Origin of the sequence: Nonomuraea phyllanthi, from assembly GCF_006334985.2 — a bacterium.
Lineage (GTDB): Bacteria > Actinomycetota > Actinomycetes > Streptosporangiales > Streptosporangiaceae > Nonomuraea > Nonomuraea phyllanthi.
In genome coordinates this window covers 90,352-114,122 of the sequence record NZ_VDLX02000023.1, presented here as the reverse complement: position 1 = coordinate 114,122, position 23,771 = coordinate 90,352, and the positions used below count along the sequence as shown (strand labels likewise).

Genomic DNA, 23,771 nt, shown 5'->3' with positions numbered 1-23,771 from the left:
TCTTCATCATGCCTTTTCCAGGCACCGGAGATTTACGGCATTCCGCTAATAGATGCTGGCAGTAGCACATTCAGCCTGGACCGAATGAGTTTCAGGAACGAGGTTTTCCTACCCGGTAATAGAAACCTCCCCACCAGGAACATTCAGACACCCCCCGAAGCGAGGTGGTGATCCTTGACGCGCGGCCCCGCGTCTACAGTTAGGCATCCTTGACCGGGAGGTGGCGGTAAATGGGATCGGATCTCCGCAGGCGGGCGCCGCACGAGTCGTCCGCGCACTCAGCCGAGTTCATCGCGTCGGCGGCTCGACTCAAAGAGCTGCACGAGTGCTCCGCGGTGCTTCGCCGTACGAGGATGCGGGCCGAGGAGATCGTGGACGAGGCACGTGCCCTCCTGGCGGAGGCCGAACAGCACGGCGACACCGGGCGCGCGCTGGAGCTGACCGGGCAACTGGAGCAGGCGCGCGGGATGTACCGCACGGTGCTGGACGCGTACGTGACGATCTGCCGGAAGATCACCCGCGAACGCCACGAGATCCTGCGGGAACATCTGGGGTTGTCAGGTGTGGCCTGACGAGAGTACTGTCAGGCCATGCCTGACTGGATGGAAAACCTCCGCTGCTCTTTCTGCCACAAGGCAGCAGCGGAGGTGAGCAAGCTGATTGCCGGCCCTGGCGTGCACATTTGCGACCAATGCATCGGGCTGTGCAATGAAATCCTCGAGAGTGAACGCCTCGCGTCCACCACCGAGCCCCGGCTCCCGGCATGGGAGTCGATGACCGACGAGCAAATACTCGAGCACCTTCCGAAAATCGCCGCCGTGCAGGCACAGGTCGACGACAATCTGCGCGACTGGGTCGGCCACCTGCGCGGCAGGGACGTCAGCTGGGAACGCATCGGCAGCTCACTCGGCATGACGCGGCAATCCGCGTGGGAGCGATTCAGGACCGACAGCTGATCGGTGAACCGACGGGGCGCGTGAGACGTCCTATAGATGAATGAGCGGGCTCCAGCTCCCCGCGGCCACCACCGGGCCGCCGCGGGGAGCTGGAGCAGGGGGCTCACGACCGGCCCCGCCCCCGGCTTTCAGCCGGGCCCACCTCCGGCTTTCAGCCGGCCTTTCCCCTGGCTTTCAGCCGGCCTTGCCCCTGGCGCGGAAGGCCGCCGTCTTGACGCGGTTCTGGCAGGCCGTGGAGCAGAACCTCCGGGTGCCGTTACGTGACACGTCCACGTAGACGCGGTCGCAGTGCGGTGCCGTACAGACACCCAGGCGGTCGCTGAACTCGCCGCCCAGCACGATCGCGAGGCCGGTGGCGCAGCTCGCCCCCCAGTCCGCTGCCACGGAGCCGTCGCGGCCGTGGAAGTGCAGGTGCCACGGCTCGCCGTCGTGGCGTTGCAGCATGGGCCTGGCGCGGGTCTCCGCGAGCAGCGCGTTCACCCGCGCGGCGGCGGAGTCGAGGTCGCCGGCGGCCACGGCGGCGAAGACCGCGCGCAGGCGGGCCGCCAGCTCGGCCAGCTCGGCGCCCTCCGGCTCGGTGATCTCGCGGTGATCCGGATAGACCGCGCGCAGCCCCTCGGTGGCGGCGGCGCCCAGGCCCTCGGGGCGGGGCCACTCGCGTCCTCGCCGCTCACCGGGGGTCAGCGCGTTGACGAGCGCCACCGCGGCCCTGACCACCCCATCTGTGTGACTGTTGAAGTCCAATTGACCGGTTACACCTTCGTGTTCTAGCTTGTAACTGTCCAAAGTCTAAACGACGGTCACAAGGAGACGTTCGTGCTCACTCACGATGCCGCATTGGAGTGGATCGCGCGCTGGGATCGCCAGCAGGAGGGCTACCTGCCGGACCGCGAGGAGCGGTTCACCGCCCTGATCGACGCCGTCGAGGCGCTGGGGCGGCCGGACCCGGTGGTGATCGACCTGGGCTGCGGCCCCGGCTCGCTGTCCGCGCGGCTGCTCGACCGCCTCCCGAAGGCGACGGTGGTCTCGGTGGACGCCGACCCGCTGCTGCTCGGGCTCGGGCGGGCCGCGTACCCGCGGCTCAGGTTCGTCTCGGCGGACCTGCGTGCCGGCGGGTGGTCGGAGCTGCTCGGGCTGGACGGGCCCGCCGACGCGGCGATCAGCACGACGGCGCTGCACTGGATCTCCGCACCCGAGCTCAAGACGGTGTACGGGGAGGTCGCAGCCGTCCTGCGGCCCGGCGGGCTGCTGCTCAACGGCGACCACATGGACACCTCCGACGCCACCCCCGCGCTGTCACGCCTGGAGCACGCCGTGCACGACCGGGAGACGGAACGGATATTCGGCGCGAACCCGCCGGAGGACTGGCGGGCCTGGTGGGACGCCGTCGCGGCGGACCCCGCCTTCGCCGCGCTCGCCGAGGAGCGGCGCACCACGGCCGGCGCCTCGCACCACGGCTCGGAGTCGCAACTGCTGTCGCAGCACGTCAGGGCGCTGGAGGAGGCCGGCTTCTCGGAGATCGGCACGCTGTGGCAGCGGGGGAACAACCGGCTGCTGTGCGCCGTACGAGGCTGACCCGACCGGACGGCCCCGCACAACACGATCCGTAGCGCCCCCACCGAATACGGCGGAAACAGGCCACTGGACGACATAACCGCAGGTCAGCGTTGAGCCAGTGCTTCGTACGCAGTGGAGCGACCGATCTCGAGCGTGCGGGCAGCCTCAGTGACCGAGTCACCGTCGGCGACTTCCACGGGGCTGGGGACCCTGCGGACAGCGGTAATCGCTGAGCATGATCCTGGTCAGGGGTATTGGTGATCCGTCGGTTCATCGCCCGGCGGCTCGGCGTCGTCGGGCTGCGCGGCCAAGAGCGAATACCACGACATCGTCCCCGACGAGCGCATCGTCTACACCACGGCGCTGTTCATCGACGAGGTCCTGTCGACCGTGTCGCTGACCACCGTACGGTTCGTCCGCGACGGCGACGGGACCCGCCTGGTGCTCACCGAACAGGGCACCTTCCTGGACGAGCAGGAACAGCCCGAGTGGCGCGAGCAGGGCACCGGCGACTGCCTGGACGCCCTCGGCTCGTGCTGTACGACGCGGTCGGCCCGTTCGTCCGCCGCGGAGAGGACCCGGCCGGCCGGTTGGAGCGGTGGATCGCGTCGTACCGCACCGGGATCGGGCACGAGATCCGCGACCTGGAAATCACCGCCGGAACCGATCTCGCGTTCCGCCACTTCCTGGTCCGGATCAGCAGGACGATGCGGGACGGCACCGAGGTCGGCATGTGGGTGCGCGCGACGAGTTGCCTGCGCCGGCAGGGCGGCGCCTGGACGATCGCGACACTGGCCGGCTCCGTTGATTGGGTGGGGTCTGAACACGTCGCGGGACTCCGACCTTGCGGTCAGGCCCCGTTCCCAGCCTTGGCGCTCTCGGGTTCGGGAAGGTCGGGGATCTGGCCGAGCGCGCAGGCCTTGGAGCGAGGCGCTGAAGGACTTCCAGGCCATCGCGGCCGCGGCGGCGAGGCCGACGCGCTGAACGGCCTGGCCACCGTCGCACTGGCGCTCGGCGAGTTCGACCAGGCCGAGCAGCTGTACGGCGCGGCCCTCGAGGCGGCGGTCGAGATGGGCAACTGCGCAGAGCAGTCACGCGCCGCGCCGGACCGGATCAGGCGAGCAACCGCTTGACCAATCCGTCGAGGTAGTCAGGCGTGAGCGGGCCCGCGTCGAACAGGACGCGCATGTAGATCGGCGCCAGGAGATGGTCAAGCACCTCCAGTACGTCAGGCGGGTCCTCGCCGCGGGCGCGGGCGCGGTCGAGCATGGCCTGCAACTGCCTGGTGCGGTCGGCCAGGAGCTCGTCGCGCGCCTGAAGGCCCTGCTGACCCTCGCCTGACAGCGCGATGGTCAGCCGCACCAGCGCCAGACCGTCGGGTCCGGTGACCTCGCGGGCCACGTTGGCGGCGTGGGTCCGCAGGTCACCGGCCAGGCTGCCGGTGTCAGGCATAGGCGACTGCGCGTTGAGCCGGGTCAGGAGCACATCGCTGAGCAGGGCTTGGAGGTTGCCCCACCGGCGGTAGAGGCTGGTGTCGGCCACGCCCGCGCGGGCCGCGATGTCGCCGACTGTGAAGTTTCCGTAGCCGCGCTCGCTGACCAGGTCGGTAACGGCCTGGTGCACCGCCGCGCGAACCCGGGCGCTGCGCCCGCCGGGCCGCCTGGCCCGCCCCTGCTCATCCATACCTCCACCTTAACGCAGTCGAGACTTGCGTTAGAGCTCATAGGAGTCTATGTTAACGCAGTCATTGACTGCTTTTAGGAGGGATGTGTGTGAAAGCGTTGCTCACCCTGACCTGTGCAGGTCAGTTCATGGTGCTGCTCGACAACACGATCGTCGGCGCCGCCCTGCCCGACATGCAGCAGCGGCTCCACACCGGGCTGACCGGCCTGCAGTGGATCGTCGACGCCTACGTGCTGCTGGTGGCCATGCTGCTGCTGTCGGGCGGCGTCTTCGCCGACCGGTTCGGCCGCAGGCGGGTGTTCCTGGCCGGGGTGGTGGTGTTCACGGTCGCGTCGGTGGTGTGTTCGCTCGCGCCCTCGATCGACTGGCTGATCGCCGGGCGGGTGCTGCAGGGCGTCGGGGCCGCGGCGCTGAGCCCCGCCTCGCTAGCGCTGCTCGCCACCGCGTATCCCGCCCAGAGGGACCGCGTCAGAGCGATCGGGTTGTGGGCCGGGTTCAGCGGCATCGGCCTGGCCGCCGGACCTCTGGCGGGCGGGATCCTTGTGGAGTCCTTCGGCTGGCCCGCCATCTTCCTGGTCAACGTGCCCATCGGGGCGGTCCTGCTGCTGGCCGGGCTGCGCGTGCTGGGGGAGTCCCGCAACCCGAGCGCACCGCCGATCGACGTCCCCGGCACGGTCCTGTCCGTCGCGGGCGTGGGCGCTGTGACCTACGGGCTGATCGAGGGCGGTTCCCGGGGCTGGACCTCGCCGGTGATTCTGGGCAGCTTCGCCGCCGGGCTGGTGCTGCTGGCCGCGTTCGTCGTGGTCGAGGGTCGTGTGTCGACGCCGATGCTGCCGCTCCGGCTGTTCCGTCAGCGGCTGTTCACAGTGTCCAACACAGCGATGGTCGTGGTCGGGTTCGCGCTGATGGGGTCGTCGTTCTTCTTCTCCCAGTTCTTCGTCTACGTCCAGGGCACTTCGATCCTGGTTGCCGGGCTGCGGACCCTGCCCACCTCGCTGGCCATGGTGATCGTCAGCCCGTACGCGGGCCGGCTCGCAGCCAGATACGGCTTCCGCGTCGTCGTCGGCATCGGCCTGGCGCTGGCCGGGCTGGGGCTGCTGGCGCTGGGCTTCGTCCACGCCGATACCGGCTACGGGAGCATGTGGTGGCGGCTGGTGGTCGTCGGCATTGGGTTCGCTCTTACCATGTCGCCGCTGACCGGGGCCGCCATCCAGGCGGTCAGCCCGCGGGAAGGCGGCCTCGCCTCGGGCGTCAGCAGCACCACCCGGCAGATCGGCGCGGTGCTCGGCGTGGCGGTGCTCGGGGCGATCGTCCACACGCGGGAATCCGGCGGCGCCTCCTTCGATTCCGGCCTCAACAGCGCCTTCCTCGCGGCGGGTGGAGTGACGCTGGCCTGCGCCGTATTCACCGGCCTGTGGCTGACCGCGGCCCGGACACCGAGGGGTGTCCAGGCCGAACAGTCAGGAGGCCAAGCAGTCAGTGAGCCGCCGCTGACAGCTCCTCCCAGCCGGCCCACGTCTTGAGCCGCTCGCGTAAGCCCGCTGGGTCACCGCAGCCCTTCGGTGCCGAAGAACGCCCGCAGCGGCGAGCGAGCCGCCGGCTATGGGGCGACAAGGATTTGGGACCGCATGCTCGCGCAGTCCCGCGTCGGGCGGCTGGAGGTCGGGCAGTTCTACGCCGCGAGCGACGGCATCCCCGAGCTCCTGATCCGCACCCCGCAATGCCTGAGCCACCATCCCGCCGACCCGCTCACCGAACAGGAGATCATGCACCGCGCTTCGGGAAACTCGCCCCATTGAGCAGGTCGGGAGACTCGACGTTACTTTGAAAGCAATCGGTTTCTGCGAAGTCGGTACAATTCCGCGATGATCACGCTTTTTCGCATCATTCTCGGGCTCGTCGCGGCAATTGCATTCATCGCGGCGTTCGAAACCCTCGGCAGGGCGTTCGAGACGAACCCCATGGCCGCGTACACCGAGCCAGAGCAGGTGTGCACGATAAGGACCGAGGACAAGGTCACCACAGAAACGTGCCAGAACGCGACAGCCAGCGCGCTCGGTGGGGTCGTCGCCGCGGTGATCGGCGGCGCCGCGATGATCACGGCTGCGGTGCTTCGGGAGCCGCAGCCCCGGCAGCCGGTCGCCCCGCCGCCGGCCATGGCCGGTCCCCACCCGCAGCAGCCGCAGTGGCAGCAACCGAACGGCCCCCAGCACGGCGGGCCCCAGACCAGCGGTCCCCAGACCGGCGGCCCTCAGCCCGGCGGCCCTCAGACCAGCGGACCCCAGCCCGGCGGCCCCGCGCCCTGGCAGCCGCGATGAGCCCGGTCACGTGCCCTCGCCCAGCGAGCCCGTTCCACGCACGGAGTCCGGTCCGACCATGAAGGCGCCCTCTTTCCAAGCGCGTCTCCAGCAGCGAAGAGCAGCCCGAACTCGCCGCACTTCAGACTTCTCGGCAGCGCGCGCCAATCGAGCCACCTGACCGCCCGCGTACCTGAATGCGAAGGGCGCCCCCATTCGGCGATTTCCCGAAGTTCAGGGGGAAACGGCTCCCGCCGGCTATGCGTTCGCTCGGCGGAGGCGTTCGGCCGACTGGGCGCGGACGGCGTCACAGGACACCGGGGTGTCGCCGTGCAGAGCCTCCCAGCGGGCGTTGTGCGCCGCCGGCCACAGGCCGGCCGCCCACGCGATCTCCCGCTCCTCCTCGGTGAACCGGCGCCCGCGCAGTTCCTGATAGGTCTCCAGGAACGCGGCGGAGCTCTCGATCGGGGCCAGGGTCGGTGGCGAGACGCTGGCGAACGCCCCGCAGGCCGCGCCCGCCAGCGCCGCCTCCGGCTGCCACGCCAGGCTGTCCCAGTCGTGCACGGCCCACACCTCCCCGTCGTGCCAGCGGAGGTTCTGCGCTTCGAAGTCGGCGTGGCCCAGGACGCACGGCAGGCCGGTGGCGAGCATCCGCTTGCGGACCCGCTCGGCCGTGTCGACGACGTACGCGGGCACGGCACCCTGATCCAGGTCGTCCAGCTCCCTCATCGCCGGCCACACCCCGGGCTCGGCGTGGTCCCACCGTACCCAGCGCGGATTCGGCAGCGGCGGCGCGACGGCCACCTCGGCCAACTCGGCCATCAGCCGGGCGAACACCGACGCGTACCGTACGGCGACCTCCGGCGAGTCGCCGCACAGCAGCTCGCCACCCGGTCGGGACTCCTCGGCGTGCACGGCCAGCGCACCGACACCGACGGCGGGCGTGAGCGGCCGGGCGCACGGAAACCCCCGCTCCGCCAACCGGGCCTGCGCGGCGACGCACGACGCGGCCCGGCCGTCGTCCTCCCGCGCCTTCACCACGACCTCCCGCCCGCCGGCCAGCCGCAGCCCGTACACCGCCGACGTCTGCCGCGCCTCGAACAGCACGCCGACCGGCTCGTCCCCCAACTGGTCCACGCACCAGACCGGCAGCCAGCCCGGCAGATCATCCAACGGCACGATCAGCACTGTGCCACGCGCGCCGAGCGCAACGGAAGCGGCCCCGGCAAGGGCTTCGGAGGCTTTCACCTTCCGCTGCCTGAGAAGAGCCGCATACGAACACGAAAACGCGTTGCCGTGGATGCCCTCGAAACGTATGGTTGTTCGCTCGTGATCACAGTGGTGGAGCGAGTTCTGCCTGCCCGGCTAGGGACAGGATTCCGGTGGTTGCTGGCCTCGAGCTGGCTGACGAATCTCGGTGACGGGGTCGCGGCCGCCGCGGGCCCGCTGCTGATCGCGACGCTGACCCGCGACCCGCTGATGATCTCGCTGTCGGCCCTGGTGAGCTGGGCGCCGCCGCTGATGTTCAGCCTGTACGCGGGCGTGCTGTCGGATCGGTACAACCGGCGCAGAATCGTGCTCGTCGCGAACGCGGCGCGGGCCGTGGTGCTGGCGGCGCTGGTGGCGCTCATGGTGACCGGCACCGTGACCGTGGCGACCGCCCTGATAGCGCTCACACTCCGGTCCGTCGCCGAGGTGTTCGCCGACAACGCGACGGCCACGCTGACGCCCATGATGGTCAGCAACGACGACCTCCTCATCGCCAACGCCCGCCTGGGCACGGGATTCATCACGCTCAACCAGCTCGCCGGCCCGCCGATCGGCGCGGCGCTGTTCGGCCTCGGCCTGACCTGGCCGTTCGCGAGCCAGCTGCTCCTGGTGCTGGCAGGGATCGTCCTGGTCACCCGGATCACGCTGCCGCCGCACGGCCGGCAGGCCGACGATCCCACGCCGGACACCGTACGCGAGCTCATCGCCGGGTTCACCTGGACCATCCGGCACGCGGCGGTCCGCACGCTGGCGCTCACCATCCTGATCTTCAACTTCACGTTCGGCGCGGCCTGGTCGGTCCTCGTCCTCTACACCCAGGAACAGCTCGGCCTCGGCGCCATCGGTTTCGGCCTGATGACCACCATCGGCGGAATCGGCGGCCTGATCGGCACCGGTTTGTACGGGACCATCACCCGCAGGATGAGCCTCGGCGCCCTGATGCGGATCGGGCTCATTATCGAAACGCTCACCCACCTGGGCCTGGCCCTGACCCATTCGCCGTGGGTCGCCGGAGGCATCTTCCTGGCCTTCGGCGCGCACGCGTTCATCTGGGGCACGACCTCGGTCACCATCCGCCAGCGCGCGGTGCCACGCGAACTCCAAGGCCGGGTGGGCAGCGTCAACACCATCTGCGTCTACGCCGGCCTGGTGGTCGGCTCGCTCATCGGCGGCGTCCTGGCCACCCGCTTCGGCGTCGCGGCACCCTTCTGGTTCGCCTTCGCCGGTTCCGCCGTGTTCGTGGTGCTGCTCTGGCGGCAACTCATGTTCATCTCCCACGACGACTGAGATGCTCCTGAGATCAGAAAGGCCGAACCGCTTTCACACCAGAGGCGTCACATGCCGCAAAGGCCCCGAACAGAGGGAGACGCCCGACGCCGCCGCTCGCCTCCGGAGTGACAACCACAACCGGGTACCGCCCGGCGCGACGCGTACTCGCCGCACTCGCGCTCGCCGCCGCGACCGGGTGCTTCCCGCTCCCGTCCGAGCCGGCTCCCGGGGGCATGACCGGAGTCACGGTCAACGCCGATCTCACCGCACCTCCCCTGACCGGATCCACGGTCTCCCTGGATCTGGAGCACATTCCCCCGGGATGGTCCCTGACCAGCGGCGATCTGGATTTCGTCAGGGGGCGGAAATACACGGGGAGCGCCTACAACTCGAAAACGCATGTGCGGATGTACGACGTGGTCTTCACCACGGCGAGCAAGAAGAGGGTCCGGCCGGGGCAGGTCATCATCACGGAGTACGGTGAACAGGACGGCGAGACCGGCCACGACGTCCTCGTCTCCACCGCCGAATTCACCGCCCGGGCCCCGCACTTCTGCTGACCCCGCTCTCCCGCGATCTCCGCGAGCTCGGCCATGCGGCGAGCAACTTCTCGACACCGGAGTCTCGGTGGCCCATCGTGACAGCCGATCACCCCGGCCACATGCGGCGGCGGGTGCCGAACTCGGCGGTCGCAACGGCCTCGCCTCCCCTCAGGCCAGGGTTTCCGGCCTGAGCACCTCGTCGCGCAGGATCCGGTCGATCTCGCCGGCATCAGCGTTGTGACTCGTCTGACGTCGGAGTTCCTTCCGCACAGCGTCAATGACCACATCGGATCGAAGCACCTGCGCCAAAGACTTGGGCGATGTAGCAGCGCGTGCCCGCCACAGATCATCGATCAGCCGACGCTTGAACGCCTCTTTCGTGAGGTAGAAAAGCGCGTCCGTCTTGCTCCCCAAGCTGTCGTCACCGAGCATGTCCACTTCGAGGGCCAGATCGATGACGACGGGAAGGCCTGCCGTCATGTGGTACGCCTGCCACACCTGCCCATTCGAAAGAATCATCCATTCGACGCCCTCGTTCACCGCGTACATCTGCACCTGGCGCAGGTGTCTGACGTTGAGCTTCTGGCTGCAGCGCTTGACCTCGATGAAGGCGACCAACTGCTTGTCGATGCGGATGCCGTAGTCCGCGAACTCGCCCTTGACCTGATATTCCGTGGTCAGTTCTTCGTATTTGTCGTATCCGAGGCCGTCACAGAGGAAATCGGTGATGAGAAGTCGGGTGTCCCCCTCGTTCGCATCACGAGCCACAAGGTCGCTGAGGGGCTTGTTGTAGCGCCTGACCGCCGCCCGGACACGATCTCGCGCATCGGTCTCCCATTTCGGAGCCGTGCGAGCCGTGGAGGCCTTCCTCGCAGGAGAGGTCGCCGCCGCCCCCTTGGACACTTCCAAGGTGCTGACGGACTGCTCGTTGCCGACGATCGCCTTCGCTGCCTGCTCAGTCATGGCTCCACCTGCGAGTAGTAGTGACAAGGCAGGTTAGAGCGAGCCGAGAGATCAACACATCAGCTATTTCCAATCGATACAGAAATGACTCTCGAAACAGCGGTGCCAAATCCGATAAATACACCAAAATGTCCAGCTAAGACCTTTTCCAGTGGCCGAGTTTGTCCAGATGGAGGTTCGGCGTCGCATTCGGTGGCACCGATCCGACGTGGTAGCTGTCGCGCCGCTTGGTCTGCTCATCGCTGCGCTGCCATGCGAGGCGCCGGCCGCACAGACTGTCGCCCTCGGGCGACATCAACGCCACAGCCACGGGCCTCACGGTGGATCGAACAAGTCAGCCGTCAAAGGATCATGCGATGGCCATCGCCATTTCACGACGCCAACCCTGTGACCAGGCCAAACTCGCATACAACTCCATGGACGTAACCCCATCGGAGACGCTGCCCGAACCAACTGCCCGAACTCCCCGTCTCACCATTTAGCTCCGGACCGGGAGGAACTGTCATCCAAGACGACAGAGCGGCGATAGGTGGCACAGCATTGACGGAGTCCCGACCAGAACCCACGTCAGCCGTACTACGGCTATTGCACCGGGCCTGGCGTCCTCCGGCGCATTCCGACCGGCCCCCGCCCATCTGGAACTGGCCCCCGTTGCAGCGGAGGTTCTTCCCCGACAGGCCTTCTCTCTTTCCCAACAGGCTCGTCCCGCTGCTGCTCCTGCTGGTGGTTTTCGTGGCCGCGCGGTGGCTCCTCTACCTCCTGGCGCTGTACTACTTCTTCCGCAGCGCCCGCCTTCTCGTCTGGCACCTTTTCGGCGACGCTGCCCCTTCAGATGTGCAGGACCCGACGGTGACGCGCATCAAGAGGCTTCGGACGTGGACGGCGCCCACGGTGTCGCTCGTTCTCCTCGCGTCATTCGCCCCGGAAGACGTCCTCCAGGAGAAAGTCTCCGAACCCCTTTTTACTCTTATCGTCGCACCCTGGCTGCTCGTCGCCACCGCGACCGTCGTCATCGGGATTCTCATCCGCTGCGCGCCGCCCGAACAGCGCCCGGCCATGCGCACGGCTCTGCGAAAGCCGCTGCGCAAGCTCGGCTATTACGCGGGCACCTTGCTCCTCCCCTATGGCCTCCTCATCGGCTTCGTATTGTGGGGACCTGAGGGCGGGGTCGACCTGAACGACGCCGGCTGGCCGATCCAGGCGGCCGTGGCGGCGTTCGTCTGGTTGGCCCTCGTCTTCCTGTTCGCCTCCGCCAGGGTCGTACGGACCGGCTTCGGCCTGGACACCGTGCACCCCGCGCTCCCCGCCTTGCTCACCGGCATCCTGGTCTGGGAGTGCTTCGCCCTCAACGGAATGCCCGGCGGACCGCCGGCGGTCGCATGCCTGCTGTTCCTCGGCGGCCCGATCATGGTGAGCGCCATCGTGTGGTGGGAACTCCACCGGCTCCGCGTCTCCCACGGGGTGACCCTGCGCGGAGGCCGTCCGGCCGGCAGTGTCCGGGATCAGTTCGCAGGTGAGCGAGTGGGAGGCGGAGACAGCGATCTCATCCGGTCAGCCGCCCACATGTACCACGCCGCCGAGCGGCGTGATGTCCGGGGCGGCTGAACGGGCGGACGTGGGTCTGCTGAAACATCAGGCACGGGATTTGCTGAACCAGCGCTGAGCCGAGGGCATGAGGAACAGGACGATGACGGCGTAGGCGAGTATGTGGGAGCCGAGCAGCGCCTTCCAGGTCACAGTGGAGAAGAGCGCCAAGTCGAGGATGGTGGCGCCGATCATCGACAGGTGCACGGCGACGATTGCCCACCGTAGGCGCATGCGGCGGCTCGACCACCGGCTCAACAACCACCCGAGAAGGGTGGTGCTTCCTGCGGCGTAGATCAGGGCAGGCAGAACGCCCCAATCCAAGGTGGAGAAGGAGGGCAGAGCGCGTTTTCCTCATGATTCTGCCCCGTTCGATAGGTGCGGCCCCGCAATCGGGCCGGCAGGGCTGGCAGATCGTTCCCCGGGCTGACCGGCTCCTACGATTCACGCGCCAGACCCCGCAGGCACCCGGTCATCCACGTCAGCCCGGAGATGGTTCGTCGAAAAGAGCAAGCTCGTCATCGTCGGGAGCCTGGAAGAGCTTCGCATACTCCTCGAGCAGTTCGCGGCTGATCGGGACCGTCCCCGGCTCCCCCTTCCCGTTGCGGGCCTCGAGGCGGCGGCACAGCTCATCGATCGGCGCGGCAAGGTAGCGCAGTTCGACGGCGACACCGAGTGCGCGCGCTCTCGAACGCTTCTCGTCGCGCTCAGAACGCGCCCAGAAGCCGAACTCCAGGATCACACTCTGCCCCAGCCTCAACAGATCCTGGGCATGCTCCCAGAACCGCCGCTCAAGCCGGTCGCGTGCCTGTTCGTCGAACAGGTCGATGCCGAGACTGGCCATCCATTCGTCCGGGCACAGGCGCACCGCTGGAACCTCGTCCGCCAGGCGCTTGGCCAGCGTCGTCTTCCCGGAGCCAGGCAGCCCGCACAGCAAGATCAGCCTGGATTCGCGGCTCGCATTCATCAGGCACCTCCACACGCGGCGGCAAACTACTCCGGCATACTCGCGCAACGATCCCGGCCGGCGGAATGGGTGGCCCGGGTGCGGCTGGGCAAGTGGGAAGGCGCAGGGTGCATTCGCCGAAACAGCACCGGCTCGGTCGTCCGTGCTCGCTTCCGGGGTCAGGCCGAGCGAACGCAGAAGGGATGTCCGGCCGGGCTGGCGTACACGCGCGAACCAGCGGGCGCGACGACATCGCCGGCCGGCCGCAGCCGGCGGCCGCCGGCGTCGAGCACCCGCCTGTCCGCGGTCGCCGCGTCGTCCGTGGCGAGGTCGAAGTGCACCTGCTGGGCGGCGCCGCCTGGCCACTGCGGCGGCACATGCCCCGGAGCGTGCTGGATCACGATCATGGGAAGGCCGTCGATCTGCAGGAAGTGGTGCGTCCCCGTCCTCGTGATCGAGCCGCCGAACAGCCGGTGCCAGAACGAGCTCTCGCTCTCCAGGTCCGCGGCGTCCACCACCAGGGACGTCAAGCTGAAGGTCATGGTGTTACTCCTCGAATCTCGTACGTGGCACATTCAGGTGGTCCACGATCTGCTGCTTGGCCTCGTCGACGCCCACGCCCTGGCTGTCGGCCATGTGTCGGAGATGGTCGACCGCTCCCTCCGATGACGACGAAGCCAGGGTCGGCATGGGTGCGGCGGCGAAGCGACGAGCCGTCGCCTCCCCGAGCCCTCGGCTGCCGCCGGTCACGAGCACCCGCAGGCCGGCGAGCGTGTCGTGCTCGATCGTCACGGGCGTACTCCTTCAGTAAGGTGAACCCGACTCCGGAAACTGTACACGCAAGCGGAGTCGGACTCACCTTATGGAGGACTGTTGCCGTCATCACGTCCACTGCGCGCCGACGCCCGCCGCAACCGCGAAGCGCTCCTGGCCGCGGCACGCGAGGCGTTCCTCGCCGACGGCGACGCCACCGTGGAGGAGATCGCCCGCCGAGCCGAGGTGGCCGTCGGCACGCTGTACCGCCACTTCGAAACGCGCGAGGCGCTCGTCGCGGAGGTGTACCGCCAGGAGGTCGCCGAGCTCTGCGCAGCCCCCGCCCGGCTGCTCACGCACCATGCCCCGGACGAAGCACTGCGCACCTTCCTGCTGCTGCTCGTGGAGCACGCGGCAGTCGGCAGAGGAATGGGCGAGGCGCTGGAAAGCATCATGGCAACCGATTCGCCCGTCTTCGACGACGCGCGCGACGAGATGGCCCGCGCCCTCGACGACCTTCTCGCCGCAGGTGCCGCGGCCGGTCTCGTCCGCAGCGGCATCAGCGGGCGCGTCGTGCTGCGCGCCCTCGGCGGCATCTGCGGGCTGCGCGCCAAAGGCTGGAAGGACGACGCGGTACGCATCGCCACGATCCTTTATGACGGGCTGCGCTACGGCGCGGCGAACCACGGCTAGATCGCCACAACACACCCGAGTCGAGGTCATCACATCGCGAGGAGGCCCGGCAGGTCTTCACAGGCGACAAGTAGGGGACTTTGCGTCGCGGGCCATGGGACCACACGAAGAGCGATGCCGCCACAGCGACGAACGGTATTGCGTACCAAGCCTGTCGGTGGCGGCCGGCAGCATGACGGCATGGCGATGCGGCCCTTCGATGTCTCCTGGCTCCGCGGCGAATACTCCGAGGAGTACTACGGCTTCATTACATCCGTACCACGCCTGAACAGGTGGTTGCCCGCCTCGGCGGTCGGTGGGAGGACTTCGTACCGGGCCCCTTCCCCGACGACCCGGATCACTACCCAGGCCCTGGGGAGCCTCTCGGCGTCACCACCATCGGCGACTGGACGGGTGTTCGACCCTGACTGGCTCGGCACCCGCGAAGACGTGATCACGAAACTCTCCGAGGGCACCCGCCTTGTCCCCCAAGCCGCTCTCGGCATCGAGGACATGGACTACTTCTCCTGGTGTGAGGACGGCGAGATCAGATTCGCCTGGGGCGGCGATGACGGCGGTCATCGATCCCCGTGACCCCCGGGTTCAGCCCTGCCGGACCTTGATGCCCGGTCGCCATCCCAGCATCCTCGAGATGGCCAGCCCGCTCGTGATGACCGAGGGAAGAACGGCCTGCGCCTGCACGGACCCCGACCGTACGACGACGGAGAGGGCGGCGACGACGCGCCCTTCACCGTTCATGATCCGTGCGGCGATGGAGTCGGCGCCCTCGGTCAGCTCGCCACGGACCATGGCGCAGCCGGTGCGGCGGCACTCGGCCAGCTCGCGCCGGAGCGCGTCCGGGTCGACGACCGTCTCGGAGTTGAACCGTTCCAGCTCCCCGTCGAGAACCTCCCGCACCAGGTCAGGGTCGGCGTGGCTGAGCAGGATCTTGCCGACTCCTGAGCAGTGCAGCGGCAGCCGGCCGCCCACCTGGGAGACCAGCCCCAGCGCGGACGGCGCGGACAGGCGCTCCAGGATGACGGCCTCGTGTCCTTCGAGGACCGCGAGCTGCACGTGCTGGTGGAGCGCGGTGTAGAGGTCCTCCATGTACGGCTGCGCCATCGTGCGCAGCGACTCGGTCAGCGGGGCCAGGGTGCCGAGCTGCCACAGCCTGAGCCCGACGGCGAATCGGCCGTTGGCGCGCTGTTCGAGCGCCCCGACCTTCGTCAGCTCCAGGACGAGCCGGCGAGCGGTCGGGTGCGGCAGGCCGGTCTTCCGCGCCAACTCGGCGAGGCTCAGCTCGGTCTCGCCCGGCGCGAAGGAGAACAGCAGGTCGAGCAGCCGAGAACTCACGCTTCGTCCTGGTTCGCTGGTACGCGGCACGTCGCACCTCGCTTCCTCGGCTCGGTTCCCGCGGATGCCGAAATGTTCGTTCAATGATTTATCAGCCTCCCGGCCCATCGGGGAAGTGCAGCATGAGGCACCGGGGCCGACGGGGAGTGAGTGACCATGCCGAGCGCCAGGGAGACGCCCCGTCGGATCGGGGACCGAGAACCGGAGGAGTTTGAGGATGACGCTACGCACGGCCGGACAGCCCAGGATCGCCATCGTGGGCGGTGGCATCGGGGGTCTCGCCACCGCGGTGTTCCTCCACCGCGAGGGGCTCCCCTGCACCGTCTACGAACAGGCGCCACAGCTGGCCGAGGTGGGTGCCGGCCTGGTGATCTCCCCCAACGCGGCCCGCCAGTTGCGCAGGCTCGGCGTCATGGAAACCCTGCGCGAGCGTGCCGTGCAGCTCGACACCGGCTGGGAGTTCCGCCGCTGGGAGGACGGGACGGTGCTGTCGTCGGAGAACCTGACCGACGCCTGCGAGCGCCTCTACGGGGAGCAGACCTACACCGCGCACCGGGCCGACGTGCTCAACGCCATCAAGGCGCAGGTGCCGCCCGAGAGCGTCGCGCTCGGTCACAAGTGCGTCGGGCTGGACACCGGCGCCACGCCGCGGCTGCACTTCGCCGACAGGCGGACGGTGGAGGCCGACGTCGTCATCGGTGCGGACGGGATCCACTCCGTCGTACGCGGTGCCCTGTTCGCGGCGACGCCGGCGACGTACTCGGGAATCTGCGCCTTCCGGGCGCTCGTCCCGGCGGCCAAGGCGCCGGAGTTCGCCCTGCGGCCCGCGCAGACGCTGTGGATCGGTCCCGACCACCATCTCGTGCACTATCCGGTGTCGGCCGGTGAGCTGGTCAACCTCGTCGCCTTCGCTCCCGCCGGCGACTACACCGTGGAGTCGTGGACGGCGACCGCGACGGTGGAGGAATTCCTGGCCGAGTTCGACGGCTGGGACCGGCGGCTGGTCCATCTGATCCGGGCCGCCGGAACGCCCGGACGATGGGCGCTGCTGGACCGGGCGCCCCTGCCGCGGTGGTCCGAGGGCGGGATCACGCTCCTCGGCGACGCCGCCCACCCGATGTTCCCCTTCTTCGCCCAGGGCGCCGCCCAGGCGCTCGAAGACGCCGCCGTGCTGGCGCGCTGCATCGCGACGGGCCTGGACGACCTGGCCGGTGCGCTCAAGCGGTACGAGGAGCTGCGCATCCCCCGTACGACCCGGCTGCAGACCGTGAGCCACGGGCGCTCCCACATCAACCACCTTCCCGACGGTCCCGAGCAGCGGGAGCGCGACGCGGCCTTCGCCGAGCACGATCCCCTCGTCGCCAACGCGTGGATCTACAACTACGATCCGGACGTCGCGCTGGAGGGCGGGGTGACCGCGCAGCGGTGACCGCCAATGATCATCACCGAGCCGCGGGAGTGCTGCCACAGCGCGCGGGAAGCAGAGCAGGAGGGAGCCTTGATGAGATTCACCCATGAGACGCTGCCGCAACGGGTGGTCTTCGCCCCCGGCGACGCGCCCGCGGCGGTGGCCCGCGAGGTGGCCGCGCTCGGGGCCCGGCGGGTCATGGTCATCGCCGCCCCCGCCGAATCCTCGCTCGCCGACGCCGTGTCGGCCGGGATCCCGGTCGCCGTACGGCACGACGAGGTCGTCATGCACGTGCCCGTCGAGGTCGCGGAACGGGCACGGGACGCCGCGGTCAAGGCCGGCGCCGACGCGCTGCTCTGCGTCGGTGGCGGCTCCACGACGGGGCTGGCCAAGGCGGTCGCCCTGACCGGCTCCCCGGCGGAGGGGCTGCCCATCATCGCGGTGCCGACGACGTACGCCGGATCCGAGGCGACGAACGTCTGGGGGCTCACCGAGGGCGAGACCAAGACGACCGGCGTGGACGACCGCGTCCTGCCCCGCTCCATCGTGTACGACGCGTCGCTCATGCTGACGCTGCCCCCGGAGATGTCGGTCGCGTCCGGCCTCAACGCGATGGCCCACTGCGTCGACTCGATGTGGGGGCCGCGTACCGACCCGATCGACCAGGCGCTGGCCGGCGAGGGCAGCCACGCGCTGAGACACGGCCTGCCCGCCGTGGTCGCCGACCCTTCCGGGATCGAGGGCCGCGAGCGGACCCTCTACGGCGCCTACCTGGCCGCCGTCGCGTTCGCGTCCGCCGGGTCGGGCATGCACCACAAGATCTGCCACGTACTGGGCGGGATGTACAACCTGCCCCACGCGCAGACCCACGCCGTCGTCCTCCCGCACGTGCTCGCCTTCAACGCGCCGAACGCGCCGGAGGCGGAGCGCCGCATCGCGCGGGCCTTGGGCAGCGCGACGGCGTCGGAGGGGCTGGCGGACCTTTACGCGACCGTCCACGCGCCGATCGCGCTGAGGGACTACGGCATGCCGGAGGACGGCCTCGCCAGGGCGGTGGCCCCGATCATGGCCGCCATCCCCGAGAACAACCCCACACCCGTCACCGAGGAGAACCTCACCGCTCTGCTCCGAGCGGCCTGGGAAGGAGCGACATCATGACCGCCGCGCACCGCGAAGTGTCCGCCGAGCAGGCCGCCCGTGAGGAGGAGCTGGTCGAGCGGGTGGCGCGCTCGTTCGACACCTGCCGCGACCCGCGGCTGAAGGAGCTGATGGTCGGCCTGGTCCGGCACGTCCACGCCTACATCCGCGAGACGCGGCTGACCGAGGAGGAGTGGCGCGAGGGGATCGCGTTCCTGACCGCCGCCGGCCACATCACCGACGACAGGCGGCAGGAGTTCATCCTGCTCTCCGACGTGCTCGGCGCCTCCATGCAGACCATCGCGGTCAACAACCAGGCGTACGGGGACGCGACCGAGGCGACCGTGGTCGGGCCGTTCTTCGTCGAAGGGGCGCCGGAGATCGCCAACGGCGGCGACATGTCCTTCGGCGCGCCCGGTGAGCCGTGCTGGGTCGAGGGCACCGTCGTCGGGCCTGACGGCAAGCCGCTGCCCGGCGCCCGGATCGAGGTCTGGGAGGCCGACGAGGACGGCCGTTACGACGTCCAGTACGACGACGAGCGGACCTCCGCGCGGGCGCACCTGTTCACCGACGGCGAGGGAAAGTACCGGTTCTGGGGGATCACCCCGACGCCGTATCCCATCCCGCACGACGGACCCGTCGGCCGGATGCTGGAAGCGGTCGGCCGCTCCCCGATGCGTGCTTCGCACCTGCACTTCATGGTCTCGTACGAGGGCTGCCGGACGCTGGTGACGCACATCTTCGTACGCGGCGACGCGCTGCTGGGCTCCGACGCCGTCTTCGGGGTCAAGGAGTCCCTGGTCAGGGACTTCCAGCGACAGCCGGCCGGCACGCCCACCCCTGACGGCCGGGCCGTCGACGGCACCTGGTCGCGGACGCGCTTCGACATCGCGCTGGCCCCCGCCGGCGCGTGAGCCCGGAGGGCGGGCGCAGGCCGTAGGAGGCCGCGGCCGGCACCCCCTTCCCGGGGCGCCGGCCGCGGTCGCATGTCAGAGCCTCACGACGTGGTCAGGCCGAACAGCCGGACGGCGTTGTCGTGGTAGATGTCCTGCCGCTGGTCGGCGCTGAGGTCCAGCTCCTCGATGTTCTTGATCGTCGCGCGGATGAAGCCCGGCCCCTTCTCGGGGTCGTACGGGCTGTCCGACGCGAACACCACCCGGTCGTGGCCGTAGAACCGGATCGAGGTGCGGAGCGCGTCCCCGGCGCCGAAGCAGGCGGTGTCGACGTAGAAGTTCTTGAAGTACTCGAAGGGCCGCTTCGTCAGCGGGTACCCCTCCACGTCCGCCTTCTGGCTCTCCGGCGTCCGGCTGCCCAGCTGGTCCCAGCCGGCGCCGACCCGCCCGGCGAAGTGCGGGATCATGGCTCCGCCGTGGTGGATCAGGAACTTCAGGTCCGGCCAGCGCTCGAAGGCGCCGGAGAAGACCATGCGGGCCATGAACGCGGACAGGTCGTACTCCCAGCCCAGCGCCCACCAGATCTCGAACTTGGAGCGTTCCTCGGTCGGGTAGTCGGGCCAGGACGAGTTCCTGTTGGGGTGGACCTGGATCATCTTCCCGCTGCCGGAGAGCGTCTCCCAGAACGCGTCGTAGCGCGGGTCGTCCATCGGCCCGCGGTTGACGTGGCAGTAGATCTGCACCCCGACCGCGTTCAGGCTGTTGAAGGCGTAGTCGACCTCCTTGATCGCCTGATCGACGTCGTCGAGCGAGACGGCGGCGCAGAACCCCGCGAACCTGTCGGGGTGGTTCGCGACCAGTTCCGCCATGCCCTCGTTGGCGATGCGCGCCATCTCGGCGTTGCGCTCGGCGGGGCCCAGGTCCTCGAGGGGCGGTGAGGCCACGTTGATGATCTGCTTGTAGTCCCCGAACTCGTCCATCTGGCGGAACCGTACGTCCAGGTCCGTCAGGGCGGGGATGTCACGGGTGCGCTTCTGAAGATTCAAGATGGCGGCGCTGTCGTTGATCGCGAAGAAGCGATCGGCGTAGGCGCGGGGTAGCAGGTGACAGAACGAATCGATCTTCATGAGAGAGAACTCCTTGGTGAGGACGGTCAGGTCGGCTTCTTGGTCGTCACGGCCCGAGGTCGAAGGGGTCGGTCATGATCTCGATGACGGCCGGCCCGGGCCTCTCGGCCGCGCCGCGCATCGCCTTGCCCAGCTCTCCAGCCGAGCGCACCCGTACGGCATGCGCCCCGAACCCCTGCGCCACCGTGGCCAGCGAGGGGCCGGCGAGGTCGACGAACAGCTCGCGCTCCCGAGGGGTGACCCCGCCCGTGAAGCGCCGGATCGCCGCCCCCACCGCGGCGTAGGACTCGTTGTTGACGACGAGGTAGGTCACGTCGATGCCATGGCGCACCGCCGTCCACAAGCCCTGGAGACCGAACTGGAAGGAACCGTCCCCGCACACGGCGACGACACGCCGGGAGGGATCGGCGAGCTTGATCCCCATGGCGGCACCGACGCCCCAGCCCAGCGAGCCCGACGACGTGGTGTGCATGGACGCCGCTGTCCGTTCCACGGCATGGAGCAGCGCCAGACCTGACGTGGTGGCATCCCCCACCACCACCGTGTCCTCGTCCAGCTCGGACGAGAGCGCCTCCATGACGGCCGCGACCGTGGTCGCTCCCGAGGCCGCCACTCCCGGGGCCGCTTCCGAGCTCTCGGGAGCGCCAGGGCCGCGCGACATGATCTCCGCATGCTCGGCCACGGCCGCCCGAAGGTGCCTCCCGTCTCCCGGGACGCAGCCGCCCGCCGCCTCCGGCAGGTCCGCCAGGGCCTCCAGCAGGTCCGCCAGGAACGCGCCGGAGTCGGCCGCGACGCCCAGGTCGGCGCCGTAGATCTTGCCCACCTCGGCCGGGTCAGCGTGAACGTGGATCACCGCCGCGGCGGGCGGCAGGCTGGAGCGGGCCGGCGCCTCGAACTCGGTGAAGCATCGCGCGCCGAGGAACAGCACCAGATCGGACTCCGCGACGGACCGGCGCCCCGGGTCGTAGAGCCCGGCGTAGTGGGGATGCCGCGACGGCAGCACCGTGCGCTCGAACCCGCGCCGGTCCTCGGCGAAGACCGGGATCCGGAGCGTCTCGGCCAGCCGCGCGACGTCGCGCACCGCGTCCGCTCCGGCCCGGGCGACGTCCGCGCCGGCCACGACGATCGGGCGCGCGGCGGCTCGGAGCAGGTGGAGCGCCTTCTGGAGGGCCGCGCGGGAGGGCCTTGCGGCGGCGTCGACCGCCAGTCGCCCGGAGTCGCGAGACCAGGCGTCGGCCGGGCTCTCGATCAGGTCCTGGGACAGGCCGACCCAGGTGGGTCCAGCCGGTGACGCCGTCGCCACCTGCAACGCGCGGGCGACGTCGAAGCCGATGTCGTGGCTGCGCAGGCTCTGCCAGTCCCATTTCGCGTCCTGGCGGACGTAGTCCCGCATGTGCGTCGATGTGGTGAAACCGCCGCGGCTCTGGATCTGTGCCGGTTTCAGCCCGTTCAGGACCAGCACCGGGCTCAGGGCGAGCCGGGCCGCGGACAGGTGGCCGAGGCCGTTGGCGAGGCCCACGTTGGCATGCAGGTAGGCCACGGCGGGGCGGCCCGTCACCCGTGCCATGCCGTCGGCCATGGACACCGCGATGGACTCGTGCGTGGTGAGCACGACGTCGATCCCGGGGGTCCGGGCCGCGGCGTGCAGGAAGGCGGCCTCGGTGCTGCCCGGGCAGATGAAGACGTACCGGATGTCCCAGTCGAGCAGCGTCTGGACCAGCTGTTCGGCGGCGAGCGCCGGAGCGGGGTCACCGGGCGCGCGGTCGACAGCCGAGGTCGGGTCAGCGGGGGCGCCGGCGCGGGTCTCGGCGGTCATCGCTTCCTCATGTCCTCTCTCTGCGCGATGACCTGTAGCTCCGTGTACTCGTGGATCCCCTCGACCGCGTGGCCGCGGCCGATCCCGCTCTGCTTGAACCCGCCGAAGGGCATGTCGACGGCCGAGGCGCCGACGCGGTGGACGTTGACGAAGACGGTGCCCGCCTCCAGCCTGGCGGCGACGTCGAACGCCTCGGCCTCGTCGTCGGACCAGACGGACGCCGCCAGGCCGTACTCGGTGTCGTTGGCCATCTCCACGGCCTCGTCGACCGAGGAGTAGGCGACGACCGGCACCAGCGGCCCGAACTGTTCCTCCTGGACCAGCCTGGCGCCATTGCCGAGGCCGGTGACGAGCCGCGGCTGGAACCAGTACCCGTCCGGCGAGCAGTGCTCCGACAGCCGGCCCAGGGGGACGGCGCTCCCGCCGCCGGCCAGCGCGTCGTCGAGCAGGCCAGTCACGACGGCGAGCTGACGGGCGTTGTTGAGCGGGCCGAGCGTCGCGCTCCCGTCCGAGGGCGGGCCGACGACCATGTCGGCGCACCCGTCGGCGAAGGCCCGGCAGAACTCGGCGTGGCGGTCGGCGGGCACGTAGATCCGCTTCGGGGCGTAGCAGATCTGGCCCGCGTTCGTCAGCGTCCCGCGTACCAGTTCGTCGATCAGCTCCGCGTCGATCGTGCGTCCGGGGAGCACCACGGCGGGGTCGTTGCCGCCCAGTTCGAGGCTGACGCTCTTGAGCGTCCCGCTCGCCGCGGCCATGACCTTGCGGCCCGTGGCGGTGCTGCCGGTGAACGCGACCTTGCGTACGGACGGATGGGTGGTGAGCAGCTCTCCGATGGCGGCGTCACCCGCCAGGATGTTCAGCACGCCCGGAGGCAGCAGCTCCGCCAGCGGAGACAGGGACGCCCGCAGGGCGAGGGGCGAGGACTCGGGCAGCTTCAGCACGACCGCGTTGCCGGCCAGGAGCGCCGGCGCCACCATGAGCTGCGCCAGGAGGACCGGGTAGTTCCACGGGACCATGACGGCGACGACACCCATCGGGACCCGCCGCCGGATCTGCCGGCCGCGCCGGTCGTCCAGCACGACGGGATCGAGGGCCGCGGCCTGGCCGGCATGCCATTCCAGGATGCCTCTCGCTCCCTCGAGCTCCACCCGGGCCTCGGCGGGCGGCTTGCCCTGCTCCCAGGAGAGCAGCTCCGAGAGCCGCGGCGCGTCGCGCTTCAGCGCCTCCGCCGCCCGGGCCAGGATCTCGGCGCGCGACGCGGCACTGGTGCGAGCCCACTGCGCGGCGCTCTGCCTGGCGGCCTCGACAGCGGCCAGGGCCTGCTCCGGGGAGGCGATGTGGCACCGGCCCACGATCTGGCGGGGATCGCTCGGGGCCGGGATCTCCACGACCGACTCCCCCTGCACGGGCCTGCCCGCGATCAGCAGCGTGGCCTCGGTGTGGTGGAGCCGGCCCGGTCCGGCGGATTGCTCGGTCTCGACCGAGGTGGGCGGCCCGCCGAGGTCGTGAAGCTGTGGCATGTTCGATCCTGTCCGCGTAGTTGTCT

The 23,771-nt window shown here is 69.6% G+C and carries 28 protein-coding genes and 1 pseudogene; 16 read left to right on the top strand and 13 right to left on the bottom strand.

Translation table 11 applies throughout. The features are described 5' to 3' along the window. The first annotated feature begins 230 nt into the window (after positions 1-230). Positions 231-572, top strand: a complete 342-nt coding sequence (locus tag FH608_RS42845; RefSeq protein ID WP_139636668.1) for a hypothetical protein — start codon at positions 231-233, stop codon at positions 570-572. Between the two features lie 18 nt (positions 573-590). Next, a complete protein-coding gene (locus FH608_RS54770) occupies positions 591-956 on the top strand; it encodes a ClpX C4-type zinc finger protein (protein ID WP_139636666.1) in 366 nt (121 codons plus the stop codon). 174 nt (positions 957-1,130) lie between these two features. Here the strand turns inward: FH608_RS54770 and FH608_RS42835 are convergent, their stop codons facing one another. Continuing rightward, positions 1,131-1,700 carry a CGNR zinc finger domain-containing protein gene (locus FH608_RS42835; RefSeq protein ID WP_139636664.1) on the bottom strand — a complete coding sequence of 190 codons (570 nt, stop codon included), beginning with the start codon at positions 1,698-1,700 and terminating at the stop codon, positions 1,131-1,133. Positions 1,701-1,772: 72 nt separating this feature from the next. Here FH608_RS42835 and FH608_RS42830 point away from each other — a divergent pair, with 72 nt between their 5' ends. From FH608_RS42830 to FH608_RS42820, 3 genes and pseudogenes are all read left to right on the top strand, one after another. Beyond that, on the top strand, positions 1,773-2,531 hold the full coding sequence (locus tag FH608_RS42830) for a class I SAM-dependent methyltransferase (protein WP_139636662.1): 759 nt from the start codon (positions 1,773-1,775) through the stop codon (positions 2,529-2,531). Positions 2,532-2,840: 309 nt separating this feature from the next. Next, positions 2,841-2,987: pseudogene (locus tag FH608_RS54025) on the top strand (SRPBCC domain-containing protein); the annotation flags it as partial. A 59-nt stretch (positions 2,988-3,046) separates the two neighbouring features. Then, a complete protein-coding gene (locus FH608_RS42820; protein WP_193318940.1) occupies positions 3,047-3,646 on the top strand; it encodes a nuclear transport factor 2 family protein in 600 nt (199 codons plus the stop codon). On the opposite strand, the gene FH608_RS42815 is transcribed toward FH608_RS42820, so the two are convergent. After that, positions 3,627-4,196 carry a TetR/AcrR family transcriptional regulator gene (locus FH608_RS42815; RefSeq protein ID WP_139636658.1) on the bottom strand — a complete coding sequence of 190 codons (570 nt, stop codon included), beginning with the start codon at positions 4,194-4,196 and terminating at the stop codon, positions 3,627-3,629. The genes FH608_RS42820 and FH608_RS42815 overlap by 20 nt on opposite strands. Before the next feature lie 89 nt (positions 4,197-4,285). On the opposite strand from FH608_RS42815, the gene FH608_RS42810 reads away from it, so the two are divergent. The 3 genes from FH608_RS42810 (at position 4,286) to FH608_RS52030 (ending at position 6,514) form a co-directional block, all read left to right on the top strand. Continuing rightward, the gene (locus FH608_RS42810; RefSeq protein ID WP_226900412.1) at positions 4,286-5,719 is read left to right on the top strand and encodes an MFS transporter; all 1,434 of its coding nucleotides are present in this window, start codon (positions 4,286-4,288) and stop codon (positions 5,717-5,719) included. Between the two features lie 105 nt (positions 5,720-5,824). Further along, entirely contained in the window at positions 5,825-5,995 is a 171-nt protein-coding gene (locus FH608_RS52035) for a hypothetical protein (RefSeq protein ID WP_193318939.1), read from the top strand. A gap of 66 nt (positions 5,996-6,061) precedes the next feature. Beyond that, positions 6,062-6,514, top strand: a complete 453-nt coding sequence (locus FH608_RS52030) for a hypothetical protein (RefSeq protein ID WP_193318938.1) — start codon at positions 6,062-6,064, stop codon at positions 6,512-6,514. A 237-nt stretch (positions 6,515-6,751) separates the two neighbouring features. Here FH608_RS52030 and FH608_RS42795 read toward each other — a convergent pair whose 3' ends face one another. Then, positions 6,752-7,672 carry a phosphotransferase gene (locus tag FH608_RS42795; protein ID WP_139636651.1) on the bottom strand — a complete coding sequence of 307 codons (921 nt, stop codon included), beginning with the start codon at positions 7,670-7,672 and terminating at the stop codon, positions 6,752-6,754. A 207-nt stretch (positions 7,673-7,879) separates the two neighbouring features. Here FH608_RS42795 and FH608_RS42790 point away from each other — a divergent pair, with 207 nt between their 5' ends. Beyond that, the gene (locus tag FH608_RS42790; RefSeq protein WP_264372951.1) at positions 7,880-9,049 is read left to right on the top strand and encodes an MFS transporter; all 1,170 of its coding nucleotides are present in this window, start codon (positions 7,880-7,882) and stop codon (positions 9,047-9,049) included. 215 nt (positions 9,050-9,264) lie between these two features. Continuing rightward, entirely contained in the window at positions 9,265-9,591 is a 327-nt protein-coding gene (locus tag FH608_RS42785; protein WP_139636647.1) for a hypothetical protein, read from the top strand. Between the two features lie 150 nt (positions 9,592-9,741). Here FH608_RS42785 and FH608_RS42780 read toward each other — a convergent pair whose 3' ends face one another. Both FH608_RS42780 and FH608_RS52025 read right to left on the bottom strand, forming a co-directional pair. After that, entirely contained in the window at positions 9,742-10,536 is a 795-nt protein-coding gene (locus FH608_RS42780) for a type I restriction enzyme HsdR N-terminal domain-containing protein (RefSeq protein ID WP_139636645.1), read from the bottom strand. 136 nt (positions 10,537-10,672) lie between these two features. Further along, on the bottom strand, positions 10,673-10,846 hold the full coding sequence (locus FH608_RS52025) for a hypothetical protein (protein ID WP_153261040.1): 174 nt from the start codon (positions 10,844-10,846) through the stop codon (positions 10,673-10,675). 413 nt (positions 10,847-11,259) lie between these two features. On the opposite strand from FH608_RS52025, the gene FH608_RS42775 reads away from it, so the two are divergent. After that, complete coding sequence (locus FH608_RS42775) at positions 11,260-12,141, top strand: hypothetical protein (RefSeq protein ID WP_193318937.1); 882 nt, start codon at positions 11,260-11,262, stop codon at positions 12,139-12,141. A gap of 27 nt (positions 12,142-12,168) precedes the next feature. On the opposite strand, the gene FH608_RS42770 is transcribed toward FH608_RS42775, so the two are convergent. The 4 genes from FH608_RS42770 to FH608_RS53415 form a co-directional block, all read right to left on the bottom strand. Then, complete coding sequence (locus FH608_RS42770; RefSeq protein WP_139636641.1) at positions 12,169-12,354, bottom strand: hypothetical protein; 186 nt, start codon at positions 12,352-12,354, stop codon at positions 12,169-12,171. 247 nt (positions 12,355-12,601) lie between these two features. Continuing rightward, a complete protein-coding gene (locus tag FH608_RS42765) occupies positions 12,602-13,087 on the bottom strand; it encodes an AAA family ATPase (protein ID WP_139636639.1) in 486 nt (161 codons plus the stop codon). 158 nt (positions 13,088-13,245) lie between these two features. After that, complete coding sequence (locus tag FH608_RS42760) at positions 13,246-13,608, bottom strand: VOC family protein (RefSeq protein ID WP_139636637.1); 363 nt, start codon at positions 13,606-13,608, stop codon at positions 13,246-13,248. Positions 13,609-13,612: 4 nt separating this feature from the next. Next, positions 13,613-13,858, bottom strand: coding sequence for an SDR family oxidoreductase (locus tag FH608_RS53415; protein ID WP_226900411.1), 246 nt, complete (start codon positions 13,856-13,858; stop codon positions 13,613-13,615). Between the two features lie 81 nt (positions 13,859-13,939). Here FH608_RS53415 and FH608_RS42750 point away from each other — a divergent pair, with 81 nt between their 5' ends. Together FH608_RS42750 and FH608_RS42745 are read left to right on the top strand one after the other, a co-directional pair. After that, positions 13,940-14,512, top strand: coding sequence for a TetR/AcrR family transcriptional regulator (locus tag FH608_RS42750; protein ID WP_139636635.1), 573 nt, complete (start codon positions 13,940-13,942; stop codon positions 14,510-14,512). Between the two features lie 180 nt (positions 14,513-14,692). After that, on the top strand, positions 14,693-15,085 hold the full coding sequence (locus FH608_RS42745) for a DUF6461 domain-containing protein (RefSeq protein WP_139636633.1): 393 nt from the start codon (positions 14,693-14,695) through the stop codon (positions 15,083-15,085). Between the two features lie 9 nt (positions 15,086-15,094). On the opposite strand, the gene FH608_RS42740 is transcribed toward FH608_RS42745, so the two are convergent. Further along, positions 15,095-15,844 carry an IclR family transcriptional regulator gene (locus FH608_RS42740; protein WP_226900410.1) on the bottom strand — a complete coding sequence of 250 codons (750 nt, stop codon included), beginning with the start codon at positions 15,842-15,844 and terminating at the stop codon, positions 15,095-15,097. A 217-nt stretch (positions 15,845-16,061) separates the two neighbouring features. Here FH608_RS42740 and FH608_RS42735 point away from each other — a divergent pair, with 217 nt between their 5' ends. From FH608_RS42735 to FH608_RS42725, 3 genes are all read left to right on the top strand, one after another. After that, positions 16,062-17,273 carry an FAD-dependent oxidoreductase gene (locus tag FH608_RS42735; protein ID WP_139636629.1) on the top strand — a complete coding sequence of 404 codons (1,212 nt, stop codon included), beginning with the start codon at positions 16,062-16,064 and terminating at the stop codon, positions 17,271-17,273. Between the two features lie 72 nt (positions 17,274-17,345). Further along, positions 17,346-18,410 (top strand): maleylacetate reductase, encoded by a 1,065-nt coding sequence (locus tag FH608_RS42730; protein WP_139636627.1) that lies wholly within the window; start codon positions 17,346-17,348, stop codon positions 18,408-18,410. After that, positions 18,407-19,303: a dioxygenase family protein gene (locus FH608_RS42725; RefSeq protein WP_139636625.1), complete on the top strand. Its 897-nt coding sequence runs from the start codon at positions 18,407-18,409 to the stop codon at positions 19,301-19,303. The genes FH608_RS42730 and FH608_RS42725 overlap by 4 nt, the downstream gene beginning before the upstream one ends. 83 nt (positions 19,304-19,386) lie before the next feature. On the opposite strand, the gene FH608_RS42720 is transcribed toward FH608_RS42725, so the two are convergent. The 3 genes from FH608_RS42720 to FH608_RS42710 are packed head-to-tail and all read right to left on the bottom strand — an operon-like array spanning position 19,387 to position 23,745. Next, complete coding sequence (locus tag FH608_RS42720; protein ID WP_139636623.1) at positions 19,387-20,409, bottom strand: amidohydrolase family protein; 1,023 nt, start codon at positions 20,407-20,409, stop codon at positions 19,387-19,389. 46 nt (positions 20,410-20,455) lie between these two features. Continuing rightward, positions 20,456-22,225, bottom strand: a complete 1,770-nt coding sequence (locus tag FH608_RS42715) for a thiamine pyrophosphate-binding protein (protein WP_139636622.1) — start codon at positions 22,223-22,225, stop codon at positions 20,456-20,458. Next, a complete protein-coding gene (locus FH608_RS42710) occupies positions 22,222-23,745 on the bottom strand; it encodes an aldehyde dehydrogenase family protein (protein WP_139636620.1) in 1,524 nt (507 codons plus the stop codon). The genes FH608_RS42715 and FH608_RS42710 overlap by 4 nt, the downstream gene beginning before the upstream one ends. Positions 23,746-23,771: the final 26 nt, after the last annotated feature.